23 protein-coding genes, 1 tRNA gene and 1 pseudogene are annotated in these 24,236 nt (G+C 63.8%); 11 read left to right on the forward strand and 14 right to left on the reverse strand.

The features are described 5' to 3' along the window. The first annotated feature begins 5 nt into the window (after window positions 1-5). Together P9239_RS06575 and P9239_RS06580 are read left to right on the forward strand one after the other, a co-directional pair. A complete protein-coding gene (locus P9239_RS06575; RefSeq protein ID WP_309749722.1) occupies window positions 6-869 on the forward strand; it encodes an ATP-binding protein in 864 nt (287 codons plus the stop codon). Next, the gene (locus tag P9239_RS06580; RefSeq protein ID WP_309749723.1) at window positions 866-1,324 is read left to right on the forward strand and encodes an NUDIX domain-containing protein; all 459 of its coding nucleotides are present in this window, start codon (window positions 866-868) and stop codon (window positions 1,322-1,324) included. Before P9239_RS06575 ends, P9239_RS06580 begins: the two co-directional genes overlap by 4 nt. Before the next feature lie 6 nt (window positions 1,325-1,330). Here P9239_RS06580 and P9239_RS06585 read toward each other — a convergent pair whose 3' ends face one another. The 9 genes and pseudogenes from P9239_RS06585 to P9239_RS06625 form a co-directional block, all read right to left on the reverse strand. Next, on the reverse strand, window positions 1,331-1,522 hold the full coding sequence (locus P9239_RS06585) for a DNA gyrase inhibitor YacG (RefSeq protein WP_309749724.1): 192 nt from the start codon (window positions 1,520-1,522) through the stop codon (window positions 1,331-1,333). A gap of 69 nt (window positions 1,523-1,591) precedes the next feature. Continuing rightward, window positions 1,592-2,347 carry a cell division protein ZapD gene (gene zapD / locus P9239_RS06590; RefSeq protein ID WP_309749725.1) on the reverse strand — a complete coding sequence of 252 codons (756 nt, stop codon included), beginning with the start codon at window positions 2,345-2,347 and terminating at the stop codon, window positions 1,592-1,594. A gap of 163 nt (window positions 2,348-2,510) precedes the next feature. Further along, window positions 2,511-3,125, reverse strand: a complete 615-nt coding sequence (coaE, locus tag P9239_RS06595; RefSeq protein WP_309749726.1) for a dephospho-CoA kinase — start codon at window positions 3,123-3,125, stop codon at window positions 2,511-2,513. 15 nt (window positions 3,126-3,140) lie between these two features. Then, complete coding sequence (locus P9239_RS06600; protein ID WP_404980070.1) at window positions 3,141-4,049, reverse strand: prepilin peptidase; 909 nt, start codon at window positions 4,047-4,049, stop codon at window positions 3,141-3,143. Between the two features lie 43 nt (window positions 4,050-4,092). Beyond that, window positions 4,093-5,295, reverse strand: coding sequence for a type II secretion system F family protein (locus tag P9239_RS06605; protein ID WP_309749728.1), 1,203 nt, complete (start codon window positions 5,293-5,295; stop codon window positions 4,093-4,095). Next, window positions 5,295-6,493, reverse strand: a pseudogene (locus tag P9239_RS06610) (GspE/PulE family protein). Before P9239_RS06610 ends, P9239_RS06605 begins: the two are co-directional and overlap by 1 nt. Window positions 6,494-6,565: 72 nt before the next feature. Then, the gene (locus P9239_RS06615) at window positions 6,566-7,852 is read right to left on the reverse strand and encodes an HlyC/CorC family transporter (protein ID WP_309749729.1); all 1,287 of its coding nucleotides are present in this window, start codon (window positions 7,850-7,852) and stop codon (window positions 6,566-6,568) included. A gap of 146 nt (window positions 7,853-7,998) precedes the next feature. Then, window positions 7,999-8,075 (reverse strand) — tRNA-Pro (locus P9239_RS06620). Between the two features lie 34 nt (window positions 8,076-8,109). Beyond that, window positions 8,110-9,102 (reverse strand): polyprenyl synthetase family protein, encoded by a 993-nt coding sequence (locus P9239_RS06625; protein WP_309749730.1) that lies wholly within the window; start codon window positions 9,100-9,102, stop codon window positions 8,110-8,112. Between the two features lie 235 nt (window positions 9,103-9,337). Between P9239_RS06625 and rplU the strand changes: the two genes are divergently transcribed. From rplU to proB, 4 genes are all read left to right on the forward strand, one after another. After that, window positions 9,338-9,649: a 50S ribosomal protein L21 gene (gene rplU / locus P9239_RS06630; RefSeq protein ID WP_008342953.1), complete on the forward strand. Its 312-nt coding sequence runs from the start codon at window positions 9,338-9,340 to the stop codon at window positions 9,647-9,649. Window positions 9,650-9,680: 31 nt separating this feature from the next. Continuing rightward, complete coding sequence (gene rpmA, locus P9239_RS06635) at window positions 9,681-9,944, forward strand: 50S ribosomal protein L27 (protein WP_175945147.1); 264 nt, start codon at window positions 9,681-9,683, stop codon at window positions 9,942-9,944. Window positions 9,945-10,147: 203 nt separating this feature from the next. Beyond that, window positions 10,148-11,254 carry an Obg family GTPase CgtA gene (cgtA, locus tag P9239_RS06640; RefSeq protein WP_309749731.1) on the forward strand — a complete coding sequence of 369 codons (1,107 nt, stop codon included), beginning with the start codon at window positions 10,148-10,150 and terminating at the stop codon, window positions 11,252-11,254. Window positions 11,255-11,303: 49 nt separating this feature from the next. Further along, window positions 11,304-12,422, forward strand: coding sequence for a glutamate 5-kinase (gene proB, locus P9239_RS06645; RefSeq protein ID WP_309749732.1), 1,119 nt, complete (start codon window positions 11,304-11,306; stop codon window positions 12,420-12,422). 75 nt (window positions 12,423-12,497) lie between these two features. Here proB and P9239_RS06650 read toward each other — a convergent pair whose 3' ends face one another. The 3 genes from P9239_RS06650 to P9239_RS06660 all read right to left on the reverse strand — a co-directional run bounded on the left by P9239_RS06650 (window position 12,498) and on the right by P9239_RS06660 (window position 14,103). Further along, window positions 12,498-13,022: a CNP1-like family protein gene (locus tag P9239_RS06650; protein ID WP_309753919.1), complete on the reverse strand. Its 525-nt coding sequence runs from the start codon at window positions 13,020-13,022 to the stop codon at window positions 12,498-12,500. Window positions 13,023-13,200: 178 nt separating this feature from the next. Further along, window positions 13,201-13,851 (reverse strand): RNA pyrophosphohydrolase, encoded by a 651-nt coding sequence (locus P9239_RS06655; protein WP_309749733.1) that lies wholly within the window; start codon window positions 13,849-13,851, stop codon window positions 13,201-13,203. 111 nt (window positions 13,852-13,962) lie between these two features. Continuing rightward, window positions 13,963-14,103: a hypothetical protein gene (locus P9239_RS06660; RefSeq protein ID WP_309749735.1), complete on the reverse strand. Its 141-nt coding sequence runs from the start codon at window positions 14,101-14,103 to the stop codon at window positions 13,963-13,965. Window positions 14,104-14,166: 63 nt separating this feature from the next. Between P9239_RS06660 and P9239_RS06665 the strand changes: the two genes are divergently transcribed. Both P9239_RS06665 and P9239_RS06670 read left to right on the forward strand, forming a co-directional pair. Continuing rightward, entirely contained in the window at window positions 14,167-15,903 is a 1,737-nt protein-coding gene (locus tag P9239_RS06665; RefSeq protein ID WP_309749736.1) for a proline--tRNA ligase, read from the forward strand. Further along, a complete protein-coding gene (locus P9239_RS06670; protein WP_309749737.1) occupies window positions 15,904-16,503 on the forward strand; it encodes a MarC family protein in 600 nt (199 codons plus the stop codon). It abuts the gene before it with no gap. Window positions 16,504-16,551: 48 nt separating this feature from the next. Here P9239_RS06670 and P9239_RS06675 read toward each other — a convergent pair whose 3' ends face one another. Next, window positions 16,552-17,103: a hypoxanthine-guanine phosphoribosyltransferase gene (locus P9239_RS06675; RefSeq protein WP_244847266.1), complete on the reverse strand. Its 552-nt coding sequence runs from the start codon at window positions 17,101-17,103 to the stop codon at window positions 16,552-16,554. A gap of 118 nt (window positions 17,104-17,221) precedes the next feature. After that, window positions 17,222-18,589, reverse strand: a complete 1,368-nt coding sequence (gene ffh, locus P9239_RS06680) for a signal recognition particle protein (protein WP_309749738.1) — start codon at window positions 18,587-18,589, stop codon at window positions 17,222-17,224. 120 nt (window positions 18,590-18,709) lie between these two features. Between ffh and P9239_RS06685 the strand changes: the two genes are divergently transcribed. From P9239_RS06685 to P9239_RS06695, 3 genes are all read left to right on the forward strand, one after another. Continuing rightward, complete coding sequence (locus P9239_RS06685; protein ID WP_309749739.1) at window positions 18,710-19,624, forward strand: cytochrome c biogenesis protein CcsA; 915 nt, start codon at window positions 18,710-18,712, stop codon at window positions 19,622-19,624. Between the two features lie 24 nt (window positions 19,625-19,648). Then, a complete protein-coding gene (locus P9239_RS06690) occupies window positions 19,649-19,969 on the forward strand; it encodes a PP0621 family protein (RefSeq protein WP_309749741.1) in 321 nt (106 codons plus the stop codon). Between the two features lie 1,034 nt (window positions 19,970-21,003). Beyond that, window positions 21,004-24,018 (forward strand): ribonucleoside-diphosphate reductase subunit alpha, encoded by a 3,015-nt coding sequence (locus P9239_RS06695; RefSeq protein ID WP_309749742.1) that lies wholly within the window; start codon window positions 21,004-21,006, stop codon window positions 24,016-24,018. Window positions 24,019-24,236 lie beyond the last annotated feature (218 nt).

The following is a 24,236-nucleotide window of genomic DNA, read 5'->3' on the forward strand; positions in this document are numbered from 1 at the left end:
GAGACATGGACAAACTTGAACAATTTCTCACGCGCGCCGAAGCGGTCCTGGCGCGCATCGAAGGGATGCTTCCGCCGGCCGCGCCGGAAATAGACTGGGAATCGGCTGTGGCGTTTCGCTGGCGCAAGCGGCAAGGGCGCGGCTTCTTGCAGCCGGTGCCGGCCATCTCGCAGATTGCGCTCGACGACCTGCAAAACATCGACCGCCAGAAGGCGCTCATCGAGCAGAACACGCGGCAGTTCGTCAACAAGCTGCCGGCCAACAACGTGCTGCTCACGGGCGCGCGCGGCACGGGCAAGTCGTCGCTCATCAAGGCGTGCCTCAATGCGTACGCGAAGGACGGCCTGCGCCTGATCGAAGTCGACAAGGACGATCTGCACGACCTCGGCGATATCGTCGATCTGATCTCGACGCGGCCCGAGCGTTTCATCGTGTTCTGCGACGATCTTTCGTTCGAAGAAGGCGAATCGGGCTATAAGGCGCTGAAAGTGGCGCTGGACGGCTCGGTCGCGGCGCAGTCGGACAACGTGCTGATCTATGCGACCTCGAACCGCCGACATCTGCTGCCCGAGTACATGAGCGACAACGAGACCTACAAGCACACGCCCGATGGCGAGATTCATCCCGGCGAAGTGGTCGAGGAGAAGATTTCGCTGTCCGAACGCTTCGGGCTCTGGGTCAGCTTCTATCCGTTCAAGCAGGACGACTATCTGTCGATCGTCGGACACTGGCTGACGCATTTCGGCTGCGATGCGAGCGAAGTCGAAGCCGCTCGCGGCGATGCGCTCGTCTGGGCGCTGGAGCGTGGATCGCGCTCGGGCCGCGTGGCGTGGCAATTCGCACGCGACTGGTCGGGCCGCAAGCAATGAGCGGCGCGCCGGACGCTTCGGACTTTTCGAGTGCTTCGGGCGATCTCGCTCCCGATGGCCGCAAGGTGACCGAAGTTGCCGTCGGCGTGATGGTGCAGCCCGGCGGCCGCTATCTGCTCGCGCAGCGCCCCGAAGGTAAGCCCTACGAGGGCTACTGGGAATTTCCGGGCGGCAAGCTCGAACCGGGCGAAAGCGTCGAAGCGGCGCTCGGGCGTGAGTTGCACGAAGAACTCGGCATCGACGTGACCTCCTGCAAGCTCTGGCGCACGCTCGAGCACGACTATCCGCACGCCTACGTGCGGCTTTTCTTCTGCAAGGTGACGGAGTGGAGTGGCACGCCGCTCGGCCGCGAAGGGCAGGCTATCGCGTGGCAGACGCTGCCCGTGGAAGTCGGGCCGCTGTTGCCCGCCGCGATTCCCGTGCTGGAGTGGCTCGCGGCGGAAGAGCAGCGATAGTGCGCGTTAGTTGAGGCCGCCGTGCGAGTCGTCGTCCGGCGGCGTTTCCTGAGAATTACCGGAAATACGATACTTCTCGGTCGCCCAAGCGCCGAGATCGATTTGCTTGCATCGCTCGGAGCAGAACGGACGGAAGCGGTTTTCCGGGACCCAGCGCACTTCTTTCTCGCAGGTCGGGCATTTGACGACAGTGGTCATGACGGTGAGACGTTTTGGATTGAGCCAGCGTTGATCGACATTCGATCATATAAGGGCGAAGCGCGTGGTTCAAAGACTGCAAAGCGTCAGATGAAAGGGCACGTCGACATCGACGGCGCGCGGTTTCAGATCGCCGTCCTGCACGGTGAAGCGCACCCACAGCATGTATTTGTTCGCGCTCGCTTCGGGAATGACGCGCACTTCGGGCGACACGCGCACCTGCATCAATTGATACGTACGGCCGGACAGCATCTGCTGATAGCTGCCCTGCATGGCCATGACTTTCGACGCCTGACCGGATTCCCGCGCGAGCCGCAGCACGATGGCGGCGGCGTCGCGTAGCGCGAGCATCGGCATGACCCATTTGGCGATATCCTGACGCCGCTCCTCGACGGGCAACTGCTGCCACGCGTAGTACGACGGCAGGTCGAACTTGCAGGTTCCACCGGGAATGATGGTGCGGCTGCGAATGCTCGCGAGCCATTCGTTGTCGGCCAAATGCTGGCCGGTCTTGCCGTGCATGTCGGTGAGCCCGGCAAGCGTTTGCTCGATTTCGCCGAGCACGGCTTCCAGCGCTTCCTGTTCGATGCCCGGATTGCCGCGAAACGGCGCGAGCGTCTGACGCTGCCGTTCCAGTTCCTTCATCAGATCGGCTTTGAGGTCGGTGCGCCCCGCGACTTCCGCGATCTCGAACAGCGTGGTGAGCGCAACGTGATGTTCCCGGGGATCTTCCTGCGTCAGGAAGAACGTGAAGCGCTCGAACAAGTCTTCAAGACGCAGCAGCGTCCGAATCCGCTCGTTGAAGGGATACTCGTAAAGAATCAAGCGCTCGCCTCGGCGTAGGTCGGTTGCTTCCATGAGCGGAAGTCAGGACATTCTAATGCCGCATTCCTACCCTAGCAAATCTGCTCACATTTCCGGCGCTTTTGCCGCGTTTCGCGGCAATAAATGGAACTTTTCCTGATGTTTCAGGCAAACAATGCGCCGCTCAGACTTGCTCGTCCGACGCCAGTTTCAAATAACGCGCGTGCAACGCCGCAACGTCGAGCGCCAGTGAATTGAGCGTAGCGGCGGCGTCGTTGAGCACGGCGTCGTCCGCTGCAGCGAGACGTGCTTCGCGCGACGCCTGCTTCGCGATGATCGCCAGCACCTGTTCGCGCGTAAAGCCATTGCGTCGCATGACGCGCGCGATCTGCGTCTCGACAGGGCAATCGACGACGAGCACACGCGACACGCGCGACGCCCAGTTCCCCGATTCCACGAGCAGCGGCACCACGACGATGTGATACGCGCCACCCGCCGCCGCCCGCTGACGCTCGGTCTCCGCGCGGATCAGCGGGTGAAGAATGGCTTCGAGGCGCGCGCGGGCAGTGTCGTCCGCGAACACGAGTTCACGCATCTTCGCGCGGTCGAGCGAGCCGTCCCGCGCGACGAACGCGCTACCGAACCCGCTCGCGACCAGCGGCATCGCGAGGCCGCCCGGCGCGGTCATCTGATGCGCGATCAGATCAGTATCGACAAGCGGTACGCCGTGCGCAGCGAAGAGATCGGCGACCGTGCTCTTGCCGCTTCCGATGCCGCCCGTCAATCCGATGCTGAACATCTGTTGCTCCTCTCATCATCCGAACAGCGCATAAAGCGGCGTGCCGACAAAAAGCGTGATGGCCCCGCCCGCTGCGAGAAACGGGCCGAAGGGCAACGGCTCCTCGAAGCGCATGCGCCCGCGCGATGTCGCGAGGATACCGAATAACGCGCCCGCCACCGCCGAGATCAGCAGGACCTGCGCGAGCGCGGCCCAGCCGAGCCATGCGCCGATGGCCGCGAGCAGCTTGAAATCGCCGTAGCCCATGCCTTCCACGCCGCGCGCCAGCTTGAAGAGCCAATACACGGACCACAAGAACAGATAGCCGGCGATGGCGCCGACCACCGCGTCGTGCAGCGTCGCGAAGCCGCCGTCGCCGAAGTTGACGATCAGTCCCGCCCACAGCAGCGGCAAGGTGAGCACGTCCGGCAAATAGCGCGTGTCGTAGTCGATCAGGCCGGCGGCCAGCAGCGTCGCGCATAGCCCGAAGGCGGCGAGCGCGGGCCAGTCCGGACCGAACGCATACAGCGAGAGGGCGGCGAACGCGCCGGTCGTCAGCTCTATCAACGGGTAGCGCAAACTCACGCGCGCGCCGCACGCGGAACAGCGCCCGCGAAGCGCGAGATAACTGATGACCGGAATGTTCTCCCACGCGCGCAGTACATGGCCGCAATGCGGACAGGCGCTACGCGGAACGGCGATGTTGAACCGCGCCGGATAGCCGTCCGGCGGCGGCTTGGGCGCTTCGGGCGCATCGGGTAGCGCCGCGTCCAGTTCCGCGCGCCACGCGCGTTCGAGCATCACGGGCAAGCGATGCACGACCACACTCAGAAAGCTCCCGATGACCAAGCCGAAGACGATTGCGAACGCGTATTGCACGGCCATGGGCAACGCGGCGAACGTCGCCAGATAAGGGCTCGCGTCATGCGTGGCGGACGGATTCATCGGAGGCTGCATGGTCGTGTTGCGATGTCTTTGGCCCGCGATGCTACACCACGTTGCCAAGCTGAATGATAGGAAGATACATGGCGATGACGAGACCGCCGACGAGCGCGCCCAATACCGCGATGACGAGCGGCTCGCACAGGCTTGCGAACGCGCCGATGCGCTCGTCCACTTGACGATCGGCGAGGGCGGCGAGATCGAGCAGCATCGAATCGAGCGCGCCCGACTCTTCGGCGACGGCGATCGGCTGGACCACGTCCTGCGGAAAGCAGCCGAGCGCGCGCATGGCGGCGGCGAGTCGCTCGCCGTTGCGCAGCCGCGCGGCGATTTCGACGGTTGCGCGGTCGAACACCTCGTTGCCCGTGGCGCGAGAAAGCGAATCGAATGCGTCCGAGAGTGGCGTGCCGGCAGCGAGCAAGGTGCCGAGCGCGCGGCTCCAGCGCGCGACGGCAAGCGAGCGGAGCAACGGGCCGGCGAGCGGCAGGTTGAGCGCGACACGGTCCGCCGTCTCTCGCGCGTGCGCCGAGCGTTTCATCCAGCGAGCCGCGACGAGCGTCATGCACGCGCTTACCGCGATGAACGGCACGCCATGACGCCCGACGGCATCGGACAACGCGAGGACGAACCGCGTCGGTGCGGGCAGCGCCGCGCCGAAGCCGTCGAAGATCGTTTTGAACGTGGGCACGACGCCGATCAGTAGTCCTGCGGTGATCGCCAGCGACAGCAGCAACACCATCACCGGGTAAGCGAGCGCCGCGCGCAGCTTCGCCCGCTGCGCGCTGGCCCGCTCGCGATCGTCGGCGAGGCGCGCGAGCACGGCGGGCAACGCGCCGGCCACTTCGCCGACCGCGACGAGCTGACAGTACAACGCGCCGAACGCCGGATGACGGGCGAGCGCGGCCGAAAACGGCACGCCGCGCGTGATGTCGCGCGCCAGCGAACGCACGATGCGGGGCAAACCGCCGCGCCCGCCTGCGTTGCCGAGCAGGTCCAGCGCAGCCGCGAGCGGCAACCCGGCGCGCAGCAACCCGGCGAGTTGGCGCGTGAACACGCCGACTTCTGCCGACGATGCCTTCGGCGGCGGCGCGGCGCCCAGCGCATCGAGTTCAAATACGGTCACGCCTTCCCGCCGCAACGAGGCGCGCGCCGAAGCCAAATCCGCCGCGATCAGCTTGCCGCTTCGTCGCGTGCCGTGTGCGTCGATGCCGCGCCAGGCGTAGCGCACGTCGAATGCGTCCGCCGCCATCACGCGGTTTCCGTCGCGTCGGCCGCTTCCGCGACGCTCGTCACGCCTTCGCGTACACGCGCGAAAGCGGCGTCTCGCAGCGTGGGCATGCCTTCGGACTGCGCCAGCCGCGCAATGGCGTGCGTCGCTGAACGTCCGACAATCAACTCGCGTATGCCGTCCGATACCGGCATCAACTGATGCACGCCGACGCGCCCGCGATACCCGATGCCGTGGCACGCCGGGCAGCCGCGCGGTTCGAACGGACGAAAACCGTCGGGGAGCGTGAGCGTGGACGGCGCGCGGCACATGTCGCAGAGCTTGCGCACGAGCCGTTGCGCCGTCACGAGCCGCAACGCCGACGCGAGGTTGTAGGGCGCGACGCCGATGTCGATCAGGCGCGCGATGGCCGCGGGCGCGTCGTTGGTGTGGAGCGTCGAGAGGACGAGGTGGCCGGTTTGCGCGGCTTTCACTGCGACGTCGGCGGTTTCGGCGTCGCGAATCTCGCCGACCATGATGACGTCCGGATCCTGTCGCATGAACGCGCGCAGCGCCACCGCGAAGGTGAGACCGGCCTTTTCGCGCACGCTGACCTGATTGATGCCCGCAAGCTGGATTTCGGCGGGATCTTCCACTGCGCACACATTGCGCGCTTCGGCGTTGAGCATCTGCAAAAAGCAGTACAGCGACAAAGTCTTGCCGCTGCCCGTCGGCCCGGTCACGAGCACCAGGCCGTGCGGCGCGCGAATGGCCGACTCGACTACGCGGCTTTGCTCGCCATCCAGCCCGAGCGCACTGAGCGACAAATCGCGCGGCAATGCATCGAGCCGGCGCAAAACCAGCTTTTCGCCGAAGAGCGTCGGCAGCGAACTCACGCGATAGTCGCCAGTGTGACCACCGGGCAGCGCGAGCCGTAGACGCCCGTCCTGTGGCACACGCCGCTCGGCGATATCCATTCGCGCCAGCACTTTGATGCGCGTGACGAAGGCGTCGCGCAAATGAGAGGGCGGACGGCGCAGCACGTGCAACGCGCCATCCACGCGCAGCCGGATGCGCCATTCGTGCTCCGAAGGCTCGACGTGGATATCGGACGCGCCGCGCTCGGCGGCTTCGCGCAAGGTGTCGGCGACAGGGAAACGGCGGGCGATTGCCCGTCGGGCGTTGTTTCGAAAGTCGGGTCGGCCGGGCGCGGGAACGAGACGGGAGAAACGGAATTCATGAGCGGTAACGGATCGGGACGGAATGACCGATCATCCCGCCGCCCCGCACGTGCCGCTACTCGTCCGAATGGCTAACGCAGCGCGCGCTTGGCCGGCGCGGCCGGCCGGAAGATCTTGACCGTGCGAACCGCCTGATCGTCGCTGCGCATCACTTCGAGATAAACGCCGCCGATGCGCATCGCCACGTCGCCGTCCGGAATGTCTTCGAGCGTTTCGAGAATCAGGCCGTTGAGCGTCTTCGGGCCGTCCGTCGGCAGCGTCAGCTTGAGCCAGCGGTTCAGTTCGCGCAGCGGCATGCTGCCCGGCACGATGCACTCGCCGTTTTCATCCCAGCCGCGCGAGCCCGCGCCGCGCGGAAGCGTCGACGTGAATTCGCCGATCAGTTCCTCGATGATGTCCTCCGGCGTGACGAGCCCTTGCAGTTCGCCGTATTCGTCGACGACGATCGCGATGCGGTGACCGCTCTCCTGGAAGTACTGCAACTGCTGGAAGACCGGCGTGCCGGCGGGCACGAAGTAAGGTTCCGTGAGCAGTTCGCGCAGCGTGTCGCGCTCGAGTTCCTGGTTATGCAGCGCGGACAGCGTCTTGCGCACGTGAAGAACGCCGAGCACGCGGTCGATATCGCCCTGATAAACGACGAGCTTGTTGTGATAGCACGTCTCGAGTTGGTGGAGGATGTCGTCGAACGGCGCGTCGAAGTCGAGCGCCTCGATGCGGCGGCGCGGGATCATCACGTCGTCGACGGAGATGTTTTCCAGGTCGAACAGATTGAGCAGAATGCTGCGGTGCTTGGTCGGCATGAAACTGCCCGTTTCCAGCACGATAGTGCGCAGTTCTTCGGGCGAAAGACGCTGATCGCGGTTGCCCTTCAGGTTGATATGCAGCGCGGCGAGAATCGCGTTGGCAAAAAGGTTGACGAACCACACGAGCGGCCGCGCGATGCGCATGAGCGGCGCGAGCACGAGACTCGCCGGCAACGCGACCTTTTCCGGATAGGTGGCGCCTACGATCTTCGGCGCGATTTCCGCGAACACAATAATGAGAAACGCGATGACGCCCGTCGTGATCGAGAGCACCACGTTGTTGTGTCCGAAGGTGCGCAGCGCAATGGACGTAGTCAGGACCGGAATGATCGTGTTGATCAGGTTATTGCCGATCAGGATGACGGAAAGCAGTTGATCCGTCTTGGCGAGCAGGCCTTGCGTCGTGCGCGCGCTCAACGAACCCTGGCTGGCCAGATACTTGAGCCGATGACGATTGAGCGCCATCATCGACGTTTCAGAGATGGAGAAAAAACCGGAGAGGAACAGCAGCAGAAAGATGGCGCAGATTTGCGCCCATAAGGGAAGGTTGTCCACGCGGTGATCGAGTAGGGGCGGTGATGAAGGGACTATAGCAGACGGCTTTCCCGGGCCGGCGAGGCCCGTCCGCTGGGCTCGTCCGCCAAGGCATCGGCCGAAAAAGAAAAAACCCGCATGGCAAACCATGCGGGTTTTTGCAATTCTGGTCGGGGTGAGAGGATTCGAACCTCCGGCCTCTACGTCCCGAACGTAGCGCTCTACCAGGCTAAGCTACACCCCGAATTACTTGGACGCTTTTGGCTAGAAAGTCTCTTTCAAGACTGCCTCGACGTCGAGTAAGAACATAATTCTAGCAAGCTCTCTTTATAAATGGAAGCGGGGAATGAAGAAATTGCGTTCGCCGCCGCCTGCGCTTCTTTGCGCGCGCATTCCAGCGTGTGGTCGAGCGCGCCCGACGTGGTGATCGCCCGGAAGATGGTGTCGAAGCGGTCCGTGCCGCCCTGTTCGATCGCCTCGCGCGCAAGTGCCGCCTGTTCCGGCGTGCCGTGCTCCATCAAATAAATGAGCGGCAGGGTGGGTTTGCCTTCGCGCAGGTCGTCGCCGGCGTTCTTGCCCATGGATTCGGGCGTGCCGGTGTAGTCCAGCCAGTCGTCCATGATCTGGAACGCCGTGCCGATGCGCCGGCCGAATTCCGCCGCCGCCGCTTCCGTGCGCGCGTCCGAACCCGAGAGCACCGCGCCCAGTTGCGCGGCCGCCTCGAAGAGCTTCGCCGTCTTGTAGCGAATGACCTGCATGTAACGCGCTTCGTCCACGTCCGGGTCGTGCATGTTGAGCAGCTGCAGCACTTCGCCTTCGGAAATGATGTTGGTCGCAACCGACAGGATCTCCATCACGCGCATCTGGCCGACGCTCACCATCATTTCGAACGAGCGCGAATAGAGAAAATCGCCGACCAACACGCTCGCCGCATTGCCGAACAGCGCATTGGCCGTCTTGCGGCCGCGGCGCAGGTCCGATTCGTCGACCACGTCGTCGTGCAAAAGCGTTGCCGTGTGGATGAACTCGACCACGGCGGCCAGTTCATGGCGATGCCCGGTCGTATCGCCCAGTGCGCCCGCCACGAGCAGCAAGAGCGCCGGGCGCAGCCGCTTGCCGCCCGCGCCGATAATGTACTCGGAAATCTGGTTGATGAGCATCACTTCTGATGCCAGGCGCTGCCGGATGACGCGATTGACCTGCTGCATGTCCTCGGCGATCGGGGCAAGCAGTGCGGCGGCGTCGGGGGAGGAAGTGGCGGTGGACGACATGATCGGCAAATGAGGTAATGCGGCGGATTATAAGGCGAATCGGACCCGCGACGAATCACCGGGCGCGTGGAGGCGTCGATCGCGGGCCGCTTTGCGGCGGGGATGACGCGCGGCGGGCTGTCTGAGCCGCCGCCGCGAAATGTCAATGCCTTTTGACGCGGCGTCTAAGCCTATGTATAATCTCGTGTTTTCCCCGCGCGGTGCGTGGAAAAACGAATTCTGAGTGAGGTTCTCAATGTACGCGGTCATAAAAACCGGCGGCAAGCAGTACAAAGTTGCCGTTGGCGAAAAATTGAAAGTAGAACAGATACCGGCAGACATTGACGCTGAAATCACGCTCGACCAGGTTCTCGCAGTAGGCGAAGGCGAATCGATTCAGTTCGGTACGCCGCTGGTCAGTGGGGCTTCCGTCAAGGCTACCGTCGTGTCGCAAGGTCGTCACAAGAAAGTGACCATCTTCAAGATGCGTCGCCGGAAGCACTACCAAAAGCACGCTGGCCATCGCCAGAACTACACCGAACTGCGCATCGACGCGATCAACGCTTAAGCGTCGCGCAACGGTCAAGGAGCTATAGCAAATGGCACACAAAAAAGCAGGCGGGTCTTCCCGCAACGGCCGCGATTCGGAATCGAAGCGCCTCGGCGTGAAGGTTTACGGCGGCCAGGCAATCAACGCAGGCGGCATCATCGTTCGCCAGCGCGGCACGCGCATGCACCCGGGTGAAAACGTCGGCATCGGCAAGGATCACACCTTGTTCGCGCTGACGGACGGCCACGTCCAGTTCACGACGAAGGGCGCAGCGAAGAAGCACACGGTCGTCGTCGTCCCGGCAGCAGCGTAAGGTTCACTGCACGGGCTTCAGGACCGCAAAAAAGGCCCCGCGAAGTTCGCGGGGCCTTTTTCATTGGCGCGCCGGAAAATCGCGCCCACAGAATCGAAGCATATGAGTGCCCGGCACGCGCCGGTCACGGCAAAATAGCGTGTCGACTGAGCGAGTTGGGTCTCGCGGCAGTCATCGCGCTGAAACACGGGACGGAGCAACGCATGAAGTTCATTGACGAAGCGAGGATCGAAGTCATCGCCGGCGACGGGGGAGATGGCAGCGCGTCGATGCGCCGCGAAAAGTTCGTCCCGTTCGGCGGGCCGGACGGCGGCGACGGCGGGCGCGGCGGCAGCGTCTACGCGGTCGCGGACCGCAACATCAACACGCTGATCGACTACCGGTTCGCGAAGAAGCACCAGGCGCGCAACGGCGAAAACGGTCGCGGTTCGGACTGCTACGGCAAAGGCGGTGACGACATCACGCTGCGCATGCCGGTCGGGACCATTATTTCGGATCAGGAAACGGGCGAGATCATCGCGGACCTGACCGAGCACAATCAACAAGTGCTGATCGCGCAAGGCGGCGCGGGCGGTCTCGGCAATCTGCACTTTAAGTCGAGCACGAACCGCGCGCCGCGTCAGAAGACCGACGGCAAGCCGGGCGAGCGCCGCATGCTCAAGCTCGAACTGAAGGTTCTCGCGGACGTCGGCCTGCTCGGCATGCCGAACGCGGGCAAATCGACGTTCATTGCCTCCGTCTCGAACGCGCGACCGAAGATCGCGGATTATCCGTTCACCACGCTCGCGCCGAATCTCGGCGTCGTGCGCGTCGGGCCGAGCAAGAGCTTCGTGATCGCGGATATTCCCGGGCTGATCGAAGGCGCGGCGGAAGGCGCCGGCCTCGGCCACCGCTTCCTGCGCCATTTGCAGCGCACGGGCGTGCTGCTGCATCTCGTGGACCTTGCTCCGTTCGATGAAAACGTCGATCCCGTGGCGGAAGCGAAAGCCATCGTCAACGAATTGCGCAAGTACGACGAGTCGCTCTACGAAAAACCGCGCTGGCTCGTGCTGAACAAGCTCGACATGGTGCCGGAAGACGAGCGCGCGGCCCGCGTGAAGGACTTCCTCGAACGCTTCGAGTGGGACGGCCCGGTGTACGAGATTTCGGCGCTCACGGGCCAGGGCTGCGAGGCGCTCGTCTACGCCATTTACGACTACATCTCGACGCACTCGGACGCGTCGCGTGCGGCGGAAGCGGAAGATCTCGCGGCCGACGTGCGTTTCCGCGATGACATCGCCGGAAACCAGGCAGACGACGAAGACGAATAACGACGCCGCCCGTCATCGCGGGTCGCGACACCGAGGAGAGAAGCGCACGATGCGTTCGGTCATTGCCGCTGCGAAGCGAATCGTAGTGAAAGTGGGGTCCAGCCTCGTCACCAACGACGGGCGCGGACTGGATCACGCGGCCATCGCCCGGTGGGCGTCGCAGATCGCGGCGCTGCGCGAAGAGGGCAAGGAAGTGGTGCTCGTCAGTTCGGGCGCCATCGCCGAAGGCATTCACCGGCTCGGCTGGACTAAGCGGCCGCGTGAAATCGACGAATTGCAGGCTGCCGCCGCCGTCGGGCAAATGGGCCTCGCGCAAGTCTACGAGAGCAGCTTCGGCGCGCACGGCATCCGCACCGCGCAGATCCTGCTCACCCACGCCGATCTCGCCGACCGCGAGCGTTATCTCAACGCGCGCTCCACGCTGCTCACGCTGCTGCGTCTGGGCGCGGTGCCGGTCATCAACGAGAACGACACCGTCATTACCGACGAAATCAAGTTCGGCGACAACGACACGCTCGGCGCGCTCGTCGCGAATCTGATCGAAGGCGACGCGCTCGTCATTCTCACGGACCAGCGCGGCCTCTTCACCGCCGATCCGCGCAAGGACCCGAACGCGACGCTCGTCGAACAGGCCGATGCCGGCACGCCCGAACTCGAAGCAATGGCCGGCGGCGCGGGATCGAGCCTCGGCCGCGGCGGCATGCTCACCAAGATTCTCGCGGCCAAGCGCGCCGCGCACAGCGGCGCCAACACGGTGATCGCGAGCGGCCGCGAGGCCGACGTCCTCACGCGCCTTGCATCGGGCGAGCTAATCGGCACGCAGTTGATCGCGCGCACCGCACGCATGGCCGCGCGCAAGCAGTGGATGGCGGATCACTTGCAGGTGCGCGGTCACGTCGTGATCGACGATGGCGCCGTGCAGAAGCTCACCGCCGACGGCAAGAGCTTGCTGCCGATCGGCGTGGTGGATGTGAAGGGCGCGTTCGGTCGCGGCGAAGTGATCGCGTGCGTCAATGACAGCGGCCAGGAAGTTGCGCGCGGCATCACGAATTACAGCAGTGCAGAGGCGCGGCTGATTCATCGGCGGCCGAGCGCGGAGATCGAAGCCGTGCTCGGTTACATGCTGGAGCCGGAACTCATCCATCGCGACAATCTGGTGCTGGTCTGAGACACGTTCACCGCCGAATGAACAAAGCCCGCTGAACCGGAAGGTCAGCGGGCTTTTTGCTGTGCGAGCCGGCAATTAACGCAGGTTGATGGACCGTTGCGTGCGCTCGTACTGGATGTTGTTGACGATCTGCTTCGCGTTGCCGACAGGCAGTTTGCTCGTGCAGAAGTAGTCCTGATACAGCGCGGCCTGATACGCGTTCAGTTCGCCGTTTTCGATACGCCGGAAGTCGAACGCGACGCCGCGGTCCCAGCCGGTGCCGTCCTCGTTGATGCTCGCGTAGCGGCGCCATTCATACGTGTCGCAGCGAATGCCTTCGTAGTTGACGTTGCGCGCGCCGCTCGGGCTCGTCGCAACGACGACGTAGCGCACGACGCCGTCATTCCCGACGGAGAGCGAACTCTTGTCGACCGCGAACGTCAGCGGTGTGTTCTCCGAAACATTGAACGGAAGCAGGTTCGCCGCCTGCGGCAACGGCGGCAGCGTATCGACTTTGTTCTCGACCCATTCCGTCTTGCGGTCGAGCAGATAGGTGAACACGCCGTCGTCCTGATTGGACGGGCCTTTGGAACTGGAACAGCCGGCGAGCGCGGCGAGCATGGCGACGAGTACCGCGGATGAGACGATGACTTTCAATTCGATGTTCCCGAATAACGGATGCGCGGACGGCGAAACGCCCGGCGCGTCGAGCAGTGCTCGCTGCGCCGGGCTTACCAACATGCCGAGTGTCAGATTGAACGAAGAACCGCCGCGCTCGATTGCAAAACCGAACGCGATTTCAGTCGCACGATGACCGCCGCGCGATGATCCGCACTTCTTCGCTGACCGTACATTCTGCCTGAACCGCGGCGCCGGCGGCGGTTACGGCAGGTGTCTCGATCGTCATGGTCTGAATGACGCGCGGATAACGCGGCCCATGATGCGCGGCGCGCTCACCGCGTTCGCCACGAGTATTGGTTCGCCGCAAAAAGCGGGAAAGCTCGGTGAGAGCCAGTTGATAAACGTCGCGCTTGAACTCGATGACCGCGTCCAGCGGCACCCAGTATTCGTTCCAGCGCCAGGCATCGAATTCCGGATGGTCCGTCGCGCGCAGGCAAATGTCGCAGTCGCGCCCGACCATGCGCAGCAGAAACCAAATCTGTTTCTGACCGCGATAATGACCGCGCACTTCGCGCTTGATGAACTTATCCGGCACCTCATAACGCAGCCAGTCGCGCGTGCGACCGACAACTTTCACGTGCTCAGGAAGCAGGCCGGTTTCTTCGTGTAACTCCCGATACATTGCTTGCACGGGGGTCTCGCCGTACTTGATGCCCCCTTGCGGAAACTGCCAGGAATGTTCACGCAGCCGCTTGCCCCAAAACACTTCGTTGCGCGCGTTCAAGAGGATGATGCCGACGTTCGGGCGAAAGCCTTCACGATCCAGCATACAACCACCTTCGAATCCTTTAAAATTGCTTTGATTATAAACAGATAACGGCCCCGGCGCATCCGTTCGAACCCGTGTCGGAGCCCCAATTTCGGGGCTCGCGGTGCGCCTTCACGCAAGGAAACTTTGCCAGGCAACGCGGAAGTCGGCAGAATCTTCTTTTCCGGCTTCGTGCAGGGCGGTCGGCCACAAGCGGCGCGCGAGCGTCTCGTTGTGGCCTCGTGCAGAGCCGTCGACCGTTTCGTTGTTCACCCGTTTCGCCAGCCTTCAACCACATGGTTTCGTGGGCGCGCGCCGCTTTTGGAAAATTTCTGAATGAAAGCATCCCGTTTCTTCATCGGCACCCTGAAGGAAGCTCCCGCCGACGCCGAGATCGTCAGCCACAAGCTGATGATGCGCGCCGGTATGATCCGCCGCGTCGCGGGCGGTATCTACGATTACATGCCGATCGGCCTGCGCTCCATCCGCAAGGTCGAAGCCATCGTGCGTGAAGAGATGAACCGGGCGGGCGCGCTCGAACTGCTCATGCCGGCCGTGCAGCCGGCCGAGTTGTGGCAGGAATCGGGACGCTGGGAACAGTACGGCCCGGAACTGCTGCGCATCAAAGACCGTCACGAGCGCGATTTCGTCGTCGGACCGACGCACGAGGAAGTGGTCACGGACATCGCGCGGCGCGAGATCAAGAGCTATCGCCAGCTGCCGGTCAACTTCTATCAGATCCAGACGAAGTTCCGCGACGAGATTCGACCGCGCTTCGGCGTCATGCGCGGCCGCGAGTTCATCATGAAGGACGCCTATTCCTTCGATAAGGACACGGCGGGCCTCGCCGAGTCGTACAAGAAAATGTACGACGCCTACGTGCGCATCTTCACGCGCATCGGGCTGGAGTTCCGCGCGGTGGCGGCGGACAACGGCTCGATCGGCGGCAGCGGATCGCACGAATTTCACGTCATCGCGGAAACGGGCGAAGACGATATCGCGTATTGCCCGACATCCGACTTCGCGGCGAACGTGGAAGCGGCGGACGCATTGCCGCTGATCGCCGAGCGCGCCGCGCCCGCCGAGGAGATGAAGAAGACGCCGACGCCCGGCGCGGCCAAGTGCGAAGCCGTCGCGCACTTGCTGAACATCCCGCTCGAACGCACCATCAAGTCGATCATTCTCGCGACCGACAACGAAGGCGCCGAGCCGACCATTTGGCTCTTGATGCTGCGCGGCGATCATTCGCTGAACGACATCAAGGTGAGCAAGCTGCCGGGCTTGAAAGGCTACCGCTTTGCGACGGAAGCCGAGATCGTCGAATGGTTCGGCACGCCGCCGGGCTATCTCGGTCCTATCGCCACGAAGAAGCCGGTGCGCGTGTTCGCGGATCGCACGGTCGCGAACATGAGCGATTTTGTGGTCGGCTCGAACGAGGTCGACTACCACACCACCGGCGTGAACTGGGGCCGCGATCTGCCGGAGCCGGAAGTCGCAGATATCCGTAATGTCGTCGCGGGCGATCCCTCGCCGGATGGCCGTGGCACGCTGGAAATCTGCCGCGGCATTGAAGTGGGGCACGTGTTCCAGCTTGGCACGAAGTATTCGGATTCGATGGGCGCGACGTTCCTCGACGAAAACGGCAAGCCCGCGCCGATGCAGATGGGCTGCTACGGCATCGGCGTGACGCGGGTGCTGGGCGCGGCTATCGAACAGAATTTCGATGACAAGGGCATCATTTGGCCGGAAGCGATCGCGCCGTTCGAAGTCGTGATCTGCCCGATGGGCTACGACCGCAGCGACGCCGTGCGTGAACAGGCCGACAAGCTGTACGCGACGCTGCAGGACGCGGGCATCGACGTGATTCTCGACGATCGCGGCGAGCGCCCTGGCGTGATGTTCGCGGATTGGGAGCTGATCGGCGTGCCGCATCGCATTGTGATCGGCGATCGCGGGCTGAAGGAAGGCAAGCTCGAATATCAGGCGCGGCGTGATGCCGAAGCCTCGCTGCTGCCGGTGGAAGAGGCGGCGGGCGTCGTGACGGCGAAGATTCGGGCCGCGCTCGGGAAGTAAATGCAGTACAACTTCCTGTCGGCGACGATCCTTCTGCTGCTGATCACCGATCCGCTCGGCAACATTCCGATCTTCATCAACGCGCTGCGCGGTGTCGCCATCGAGCGGCGCCGCGTGGTGATTCTGCGCGAAGTGGCGATTGCGTTCGGCATTCTGCTCGTCTTCATGCTGGCCGGCGACCGCTTCCTGCGGGCGATGAATCTCACAGATGTGTCTCTGCGCATCGGCGGCGGAATCGTGCTGTTTCTGATCGCGCTTCGGATGATCTTCCCGCATCCGGATGGCCCGATGGGCGGCGATACGCGCGGCGGCGAACCGTTGATCGTGCCGCTCGCGATCCCGGCGCTCGCCGGCCCGTCCGCGCTTGCGACGGTGATGCTGCTGACATCGCAGGCGCCGGGCAAGATGTTCGAATGGATCGGCGCGCTGACCGTCACGATGGTCGTCTGCGCGATCGTGCTGATTCTCGCGGAGAAGATTCAGCAATGGCTCGGCGAGCGCGCGGTCACGGCGTTCGAGCGCTTGATGGGACTCGTGCTTGTCGCAATTTCCGTCGAGATGATTCTCACGGGGATACGCGCTTTCGTGCATCAGTTGTGAAAAAAGCGGCCGAGGCCGCTTTTTCTTTTTCGTCGCGCGTGCAATCGCTCACGCCCCTTCCGTCAACGCCCGGATAGTCGGCAGATTCCGCCAGTAACCCTTCGCGTCCATCCCGCAGCCGAACACGTAACGGTCCGGCACTTCGAAGCCGCAGAAATCCGGGCGCAGCGGCTTCGCTTTCGGGATGAGCTTCTCGCACAGCACCGCCGACAGAAACTGCTTCGCGCCCATCGCCATGATGCGGTCGCGGATGGCGGCCATCGTTTCGCCCTCGTCGAGAATGTCGTCGAGCACGAGCACCACGCGATCCTTCACCGATTCGGCCGGCGCCACGCGCCACTGCATTTCGCTGCCGCCCTTGATCGCGTTGCGATAGCGCGTCAGATGGATGTAGTCGAATTCGAGCGGGAAATCGAGGTGCGGCAGCAGCATGCCGGTGAACACGGCCGCGCCGCCCATGACGGAGAGCAGCAACGGGAAGTCGTCCTGCGTCGCGGCCTTGATGTCCGCAGCCATGCGTTTGATCGACGCGTCGACCTGATCGGCGCTGACGATCTCTTCGGAGTGGCTGAAAATGTGGAGAGCTTCTTCGCGATTCATAGAGGCAGGCGGGAAAGACGACGACTCAGTGTGGAAAAAAACGGCGGCGTGCGCCATATGATAAACCCGCGTTCGTTTCGCGTCGGGCGCAGGAAACGCGGGTTCGGAATGCGGCGAATCAGCGCATTCCCGGCATCATGCCCTTCATGCCGCGCATCATCTTTTGCAGGTTGCCGCCTTTGAGCTTCTTCATCATGCCGCGCATCTGCTCGTACTGATTCAGCATGCGGTTGACTTCCTGCACGTGCACGCCCGCGCCCGCGGCGATGCGGCGCTTGCGTGCCGCCTTGATCAGTTCGGGCTTCGCGCGCTCCTGAAGCGTCATCGAATTGATGATGCCCTCCATGCGGCGCATCTGCTTCTCGGCGTTGTTCATGTCCGCGCCTTGCGCCGCCTGTTGGAACTGCGCGGGCAGCTTGTCCATCAGCGACGACAGCCCGCCCATCTTCTTCATCTGCGAGAGTTGCGCCTTGAAGTCGTTCAGGTCGAAGTCGCCGCCTTTCTTGACCTTGTCGGCGAGCTTCTGCGCCGCTTGCGTATCGACGCCGCGTTGCGCTTCCTCGACGAGCGCGAGAATGTCGCCCATGCCGAGAATCCGGTTCGCCATGCGATCCGGGTGGAAGACTTCGAGGCCGTCGAGCTTTTCGGCGACGCCGACGAACTTGATCGGCTTGCCGGTGACGTGCCGCACCGAAAGCGCCGCGCCGCCGCGCGAATCGCCGTCGAGCTTCGTGAGCACGACGCCCGTGAGCGGCAGCGCGTCGTTGAACGCCTTCGCGGTGTTCACGGCGTCCTGGCCGAGCATCGCGTCGACGACGAAGAGCGTTTCAGCGGGCTTGAGCAGCGCGTGCAGCTCGCTGATCTCCTTCATCATCGCTTCGTCGATGCCGAGGCGACCGGCCGTATCGACGATCACGACATCGTGATAATGGCGCTTCGCCCAATCGATCGCCGCGCGCGCGATGTCCGCGGGCTTCTGATCTGGCTGCGACGGGAAGAAGTCCGCGCCGACCTGTTCGGTCACCGTTTGCAACTGGCGAATAGCGGCGGGGCGGTACACGTCGACGGAAACCGTCAGCACCTTTTTCTTCTGCTTCTCGCGCAGGATCTTCGCGAGCTTGCCGGTGGTCGTGGTTTTACCCGCGCCCTGCAAGCCTGCCATGAGAATAACGGCGGGCGGCGTGACCGCGAGGTTCAGCTCGGCGGCCTTGCCCTCGTAGTCGCCGCCGATCACGGCGGTCAATTCGCGCTGCACGACGCCGACGAGCGCCTGACCCGGCGACAGGCTCGAAAGCACTTCCTCGCCGAGCGCCTTTTCCTTCACCTTGGCGATGAACTCGCGCACGACGGGCAGCGCCACGTCGGCTTCGAGCAGCGCGAGGCGCACTTCGCGCAGCATCTCCTGCGTGTTGGCCTCGGTGAGCCGGGCCTCGCCGCGCAGCGTCTTGACGACGCGCGCCATCCGTTGAGTGAGGTTGTCGAGCATGGGAATGTGAGAGTGCGGCCCTGGTTTCCGGCGACGCGCAGGCGGTTTCGCGGCGATGCGCCCTACTTCGGCGCAAGGGGGAAGACGTCGCGGCTTCGGGGCCTAGTGTAAACTTCGAACATGGATATTGTACTGTATGCCCTCACTGCGTTTCTCTACGGCGGACTGGCCGTGGCGGGCTGGCGCGCGCATCGTCATACGGCCGTGGAGCCGGTGCTGGCGGGCGTGCCATCGGGTATCGGGACCGCGCCGGCGAGTCCATCGAAGGCGTCGGGCATGAGCGGCGTAGGGCGCGCTCTATTATTAATAGCGTTGCTCGTGCACGGCGTGCTGCTGCACATGACCATCTTCCCGCAGAACGCGATGATCTTCGGCTTCGCGTTCGCCTTGTCCGCCATGTTCTGGCTCGGCGCGGGCATCTACTGGATCGAGAGCTTCTTCTTTCCGCTCGACGGCCTGCGTCTGCTCGTGCTGCCGCTTGCGTGCGTCGCGTCGCTCTTGCCGCTCGCGTTCGGCGGCGTGCGCGTGCTGTCGTACTCCGCCGCGCCGATGTTCAAGCTGCATTTTCTGATCGCGAACATCGCGTATGGCCTCTTTGCGATTGCCGCGCTGCATGCCGTGCTGATGCTGATGCTCGAACGACGCCTTCAGCGCATGCGCGGCCTCGCGATGCGTCACACCGGCAACAACGGCTGGCTCGCAAGCTGGCTCGACACCTTGCCGCCGCTGCTCACGCTCGAAAAGCTGCTGTTCCGGCTGATCGGCGCCGGTTTCGTGTTGCTGACACTCACGCTGATCTCCGGCATCGCATTCAACGAGCAACTGGTCGATCGCGCCTTGCGTCTCGATCACAAGACCGTCTTCGCTATCCTCTCCTGGCTGATGTTCGGCGCGCTGCTCACCGCGCGCCGCATCTCCGGCTGGCGCGGGCGCGCGGCGCTGCGCTGGGTGCTGGCTTCGTTCGTGGCGCTGCTGCTCGCGTATGTCGGCAGCCGCTTCGTGTTCGAAGTGCTGCTGCATCGCGCGGTCGTCTGAACGCGGTCCTCATTTCTCAAGTCGATGCGAAATTTCCTGCTTCTTATCGTCCTCTTCTTCGTGACGCAATGGCTGCTCAAGAAGCTGCGCCGCGCCAATGAGCGTGGTCACGCGGGAACGCGTTCGACGTCGAACGGCGCTTCCACGGCAGCGGGCGGCGCGGGCGCCCGCAACGGCGCGGCCCGCCGCGATCCGCCGCAACTCGCCGATCCGCTCGTCCGATGCGCGCAGTGCGGCGTGCATACGCCGACCAGCGAATCGATAGTCGCGGCGGGACAGCAGTTCTGCTGCGCGGAGCACGCGCGCCGTCATGCGGCGCGTCCGAGTGGTCGCGACGCTAGGTGATTGCGCTGGCTGCACGCGGTGCGACCATCGACGCGTGCATACGCCCAGGTGTGAACCAATAGTCGTTGCGGGACAGCGTTGCGCTGCGTTGAGCGCCTCGGCGTCAGGCAGGGCGTACCAGCGGTCGCGACGCTAGGTGATTGCGCCGCCTGCGCGTGATGCGATCATCGACGCATACATATGCCCACGTGGGAATCAATAGGCGTTGGGAGACAGCGTTGCGCTGCGTTGAGCGCCCCGGCGTCAGGCGGCGCGTCCCAGCGGTCGCGACACGAGGACGCCGGCGCTCGCCGCGCTCGCGCGAATCATCATGACGCGATACGCGATACGCGATACGCGATACGCGATACCGAATCGACGCCGCCGCCGGCCACTCCGACATCGCGCCCGGCCGCAGGACGCGGCCGGTCGCGTTCTGCGACTGGCCGCGCCGCGCGATCCCGGCATCGTCCATTCCCTTTCCGCAGCATCGGATCACCGCACAAGCTCTTTCTCGCTGCGACGCAACAGCTTCGCGCCGGAGTCCTTGCCGCGCTTCGGCGCCGCAAAAGTCAACCCCGCCCGACCGCTTCCGAAGCAAATAAACCTTTTTGAGACCACGGCAAGTTCCACTATACTTGGTGCCGAAAGACGTACTTTGCACTATATCTTGTGTTGTAGAGGCGGCGCCCGCTCCCAAAAGCCGGCGCCGCCGGCTTTCCGGCGTATCAGAAGTTTCGCTGGCTCGGGGCGGTGCGCAGGCGGTTCTCGGTCACGAAACCGGCGCGCATCGAGCGCCAGCAAAGCAGCACCGTGAAGAAGCATGCAAGTGAACGCGAGTTGCGTCGACCGACACCGCGCGCCAACGCGGGCACCGCACGCGACGCCATAAGAGTGCGGGCCGCCATCGCCGCGACTCGTGTTCAAGGCCTGCTGTCTTCACAGCCCGGCTTGCCGCCAAAACACCGCGACGCGCGTCTCATGAGGCGACGCACGCGGCATAAGTGATAAATCCGCGGATCATCCGCACCATTCGAACACCAGGAGTTTTGCACATGCAAACCACCGACAACGCCACGACTTCCTACGAAGGCGCATCCGCACAGCATGCTGGCGGGTCGCACGTTCAGGGCGCGCAATCGCCCGCGTCGAACACGACGTATGCCGACTATAAGGTCATCCGTCGCAACGGAAGCGTGGTGTCGTTCGAGCCGTCCAAGATCGCGATCGCCGTGACGAAGGCGTTCATCGCCGTGAACGGCGGCCAGGGCGCGGCGTCCGCTCGCGTGCGCGAGCAGGTCGAGCAACTCACGCAGGCGGTCGTGCGCGCGCTGTTGCGCAGCCGTCCGCACGGCGGCACGTTCCATATCGAAGACATTCAGGATCAGGTCGAACTCGCGCTGATGCGCGGTGGCGAGCACAACGTGGCGCGCGCCTACGTGCTGTATCGCGAGAAGCGCACGCAGCAGCGCGAGCAGGACCGCGGCCACGCGCAGAACGCGAAGACGCATGAAGGCGTCATCAACGTGACGGACAACGGCATCACGCGCCCGCTCGATCTCGACGCGCTGAAGGCGCTGATTGTCTCCGCCTGCGCGAATCTGGGCGATGCCGTCTCGGCTGATCCGATCGTCGCGGAAACGGTGAAGAACCTGTACGACGGCGTGCCGATGAATCAGGTCTACGACTCGGCCATTCTCGCCGCGCGCACGATGATCGAGAAAGACCCGGCGTACAGCCAGGTCACCGCGCGCATCCTGTTGCACACGATCCGCCGCGAAATTCTCGAAGGCGAAGTCACGCAAGCCGAAATGGGCGAGCGTTACGCCGAGTACTTCCCGCAGTTCATCAAGCGCGGCGTGGAAGCCGGCCTGCTGGACGACAAGCTGCAGCAGTTCGACCTGAAGCGTCTCGGCGCCGCGCTCGACGCGAACCGCGACCTGCAGTTCGGCTACCTCGGCCTGCAAACGCTGTACGACCGCTACTTCCTGCACGTCGAGGGCACGCGCATCGAGTTGCCGCAGGCGTTCTTCATGCGCGTCGCGATGGGTCTGTCGCTGAACGAAATCGACCGCGAAGCGCGCGCCATCGAGTTCTACAACGTGCTGTCGTCGTTCGACTTCATGTCCTCGACGCCGACGCTCTTCAACTCGGGCACGCATCGCTCGCAGCTTTCGTCGTGCTATCTGACGACGGTGGCCGACGACCTCGACGGCATCTACGAGGCGCTCAAGGAAAACGCGCTGCTCTCGAAGTTCGCGGGCGGCCTCGGCAACGACTGGACGCGCGTGCGCGCGCTCGGTTCGCATATCAAGGGCACGAACGGCAAGTCGCAAGGCGTCGTGCCGTTCCTGAAGGTGGTGAACGACACGGCCGTCGCGGTGAATCAGGGCGGCAAGCGCAAGGGCGCGGTGTGCGCGTACCTCGAGACGTGGCACCTCGACATCGAAGAATTCCTGGAACTGCGCAAGAACACGGGCGACGACCGCCGCCGCACGCACGACATGAACACGGCGAACTGGATTCCCGACCTGTTCATGAAGCGCGTGATGGAAGGCGGCGAGTGGACGCTCTTCTCGCCGTCCACGTGTCCGGACCTGCATGATCTGTTCGGCGCGGACTTCGAGAAGGCGTACGTCGCTTATGAAGAGAAAGCCGCGCGCGGCGAGATCAAGCTTTTCAAGAAGGTTCCGGCGCAGCACTTGTGGCGCAAGATGCTCGGCATGCTGTTCGAAACGGGCCATCCGTGGATCACGTTCAAGGACCCGTGCAACGTGCGTTCGCCGCAGCAGCACGTGGGCGTCGTGCATTCGTCGAACCTGTGCACGGAAATCACGCTGAATACGAGCGACACGGAAATCGCCGTGTGTAATCTCGGCTCGGTGAACCTCGTCGCGCACCTGACGAAGCAGGCCGACGGCACGCTCGCGCTGGATCACGCGAAGTTGAAGCGCACCATCAGCGTTGCAATGCGCATGCTCGACAACGTGATCGACATCAACTACTACGCGGTGCCGAAGGCGCGCAATTCGAATCTGAAGCATCGTCCGGTGGGTATGGGCATCATGGGCTTCCAGGACTGCCTGCACTTGCTGCGCACGCCGTATGCGTCGCAGGAAGCGGTGGAATTCGCGGATCGTTCGATGGAAGCCGTGTGCTACTACGCTTACTACGCGTCGACGGAACTGGCGGAAGAGCGCGGCCGTTATTCGAGCTATCGCGGCTCGTTGTGGGATCGCGGCATCCTCCCGCAAGACACGGTGAAGCTCTTGGCCGAAGCGCGCGGCGGTTACGTGGAAGTGGACACGTCCGAGTCGATGGACTGGTCGACGCTGCGTTCGCGCATCGCGACGCACGGCATGCGCAACTCGAACTGCGTGGCGATTGCGCCGACGGCGACGATCTCGAACATCATCGGCGTCTCGGCGTGTATCGAGCCGACGTTCCAGAACCTGTACGTGAAGTCGAATCTGTCTGGCGAATTCACGGTGGTCAACGACTACCTCGTGCGTGATCTGAAGGCGCGCGGCCTGTGGGACGAAGTGATGGTGTCGGACCTGAAGTACTTCGACGGCACGCTCTCGCGCATCGACCGCGTTCCGGCCGACCTGCGCGCGATCTATGCGACGGCATTTGAAGTCGATCCGAAGTGGCTGGTGGAAGCGGCGTCGCGCCGTCAGAAGTGGATCGACCAGGCGCAGTCGCTGAACATCTACATGGGGGGCGCGTCGGGCAAGAAGCTCGACGAGGTGTACAAGCTCGCGTGGCTGCGCGGCCTCAAGACGACGTATTACCTCCGCACGATGGCGGCGACGCACGTCGAGAAGTCGACCGTGGCGCACGGCGCGTTGAACGCGGTGCCGTCGGGTGACGGCGGCTCCGGTGCTGGCGGTGGCTTCGGTGTGTCGTCGGGCGGTGCTTCGTCTGCTGCCGGCGGCGTGGGTGGTGGTTTCAATGCTGCTGCTGCAGCGCCTGCGGTCGCGGCGGCTGCTGAGCCGGAAGCCGACGGGCCCGTCTGCATGATGCGTCCGGGCGATCCGGGGTTCGACGAGTGTGAGGCATGTCAGTGAGTTCTTTCGCTGGCGCCTGAATAGGGTTTTGCTCTTGGCGAAGGCCGGTGCTGAGGTGGTCCTCGGTGCCGGCTTTTTGCTTTTTTGTTGGCTTGTTTTGTCGTGGAACTTGTATTCGCGTCGGTCTATTAGCGTTGCCCCTCCCCGGGGCGGGGGTCACTTTCTTTGCTGCTGCAAAGAAAGTAACCAAAGAAAGCAGCTTTTTCGCCCGCGGTCTA

Origin of the sequence: Caballeronia sp. LZ062 (assembly GCF_031450785.1) — a bacterium.
Classification (GTDB): Bacteria; Pseudomonadota; Gammaproteobacteria; order Burkholderiales; family Burkholderiaceae; genus Caballeronia.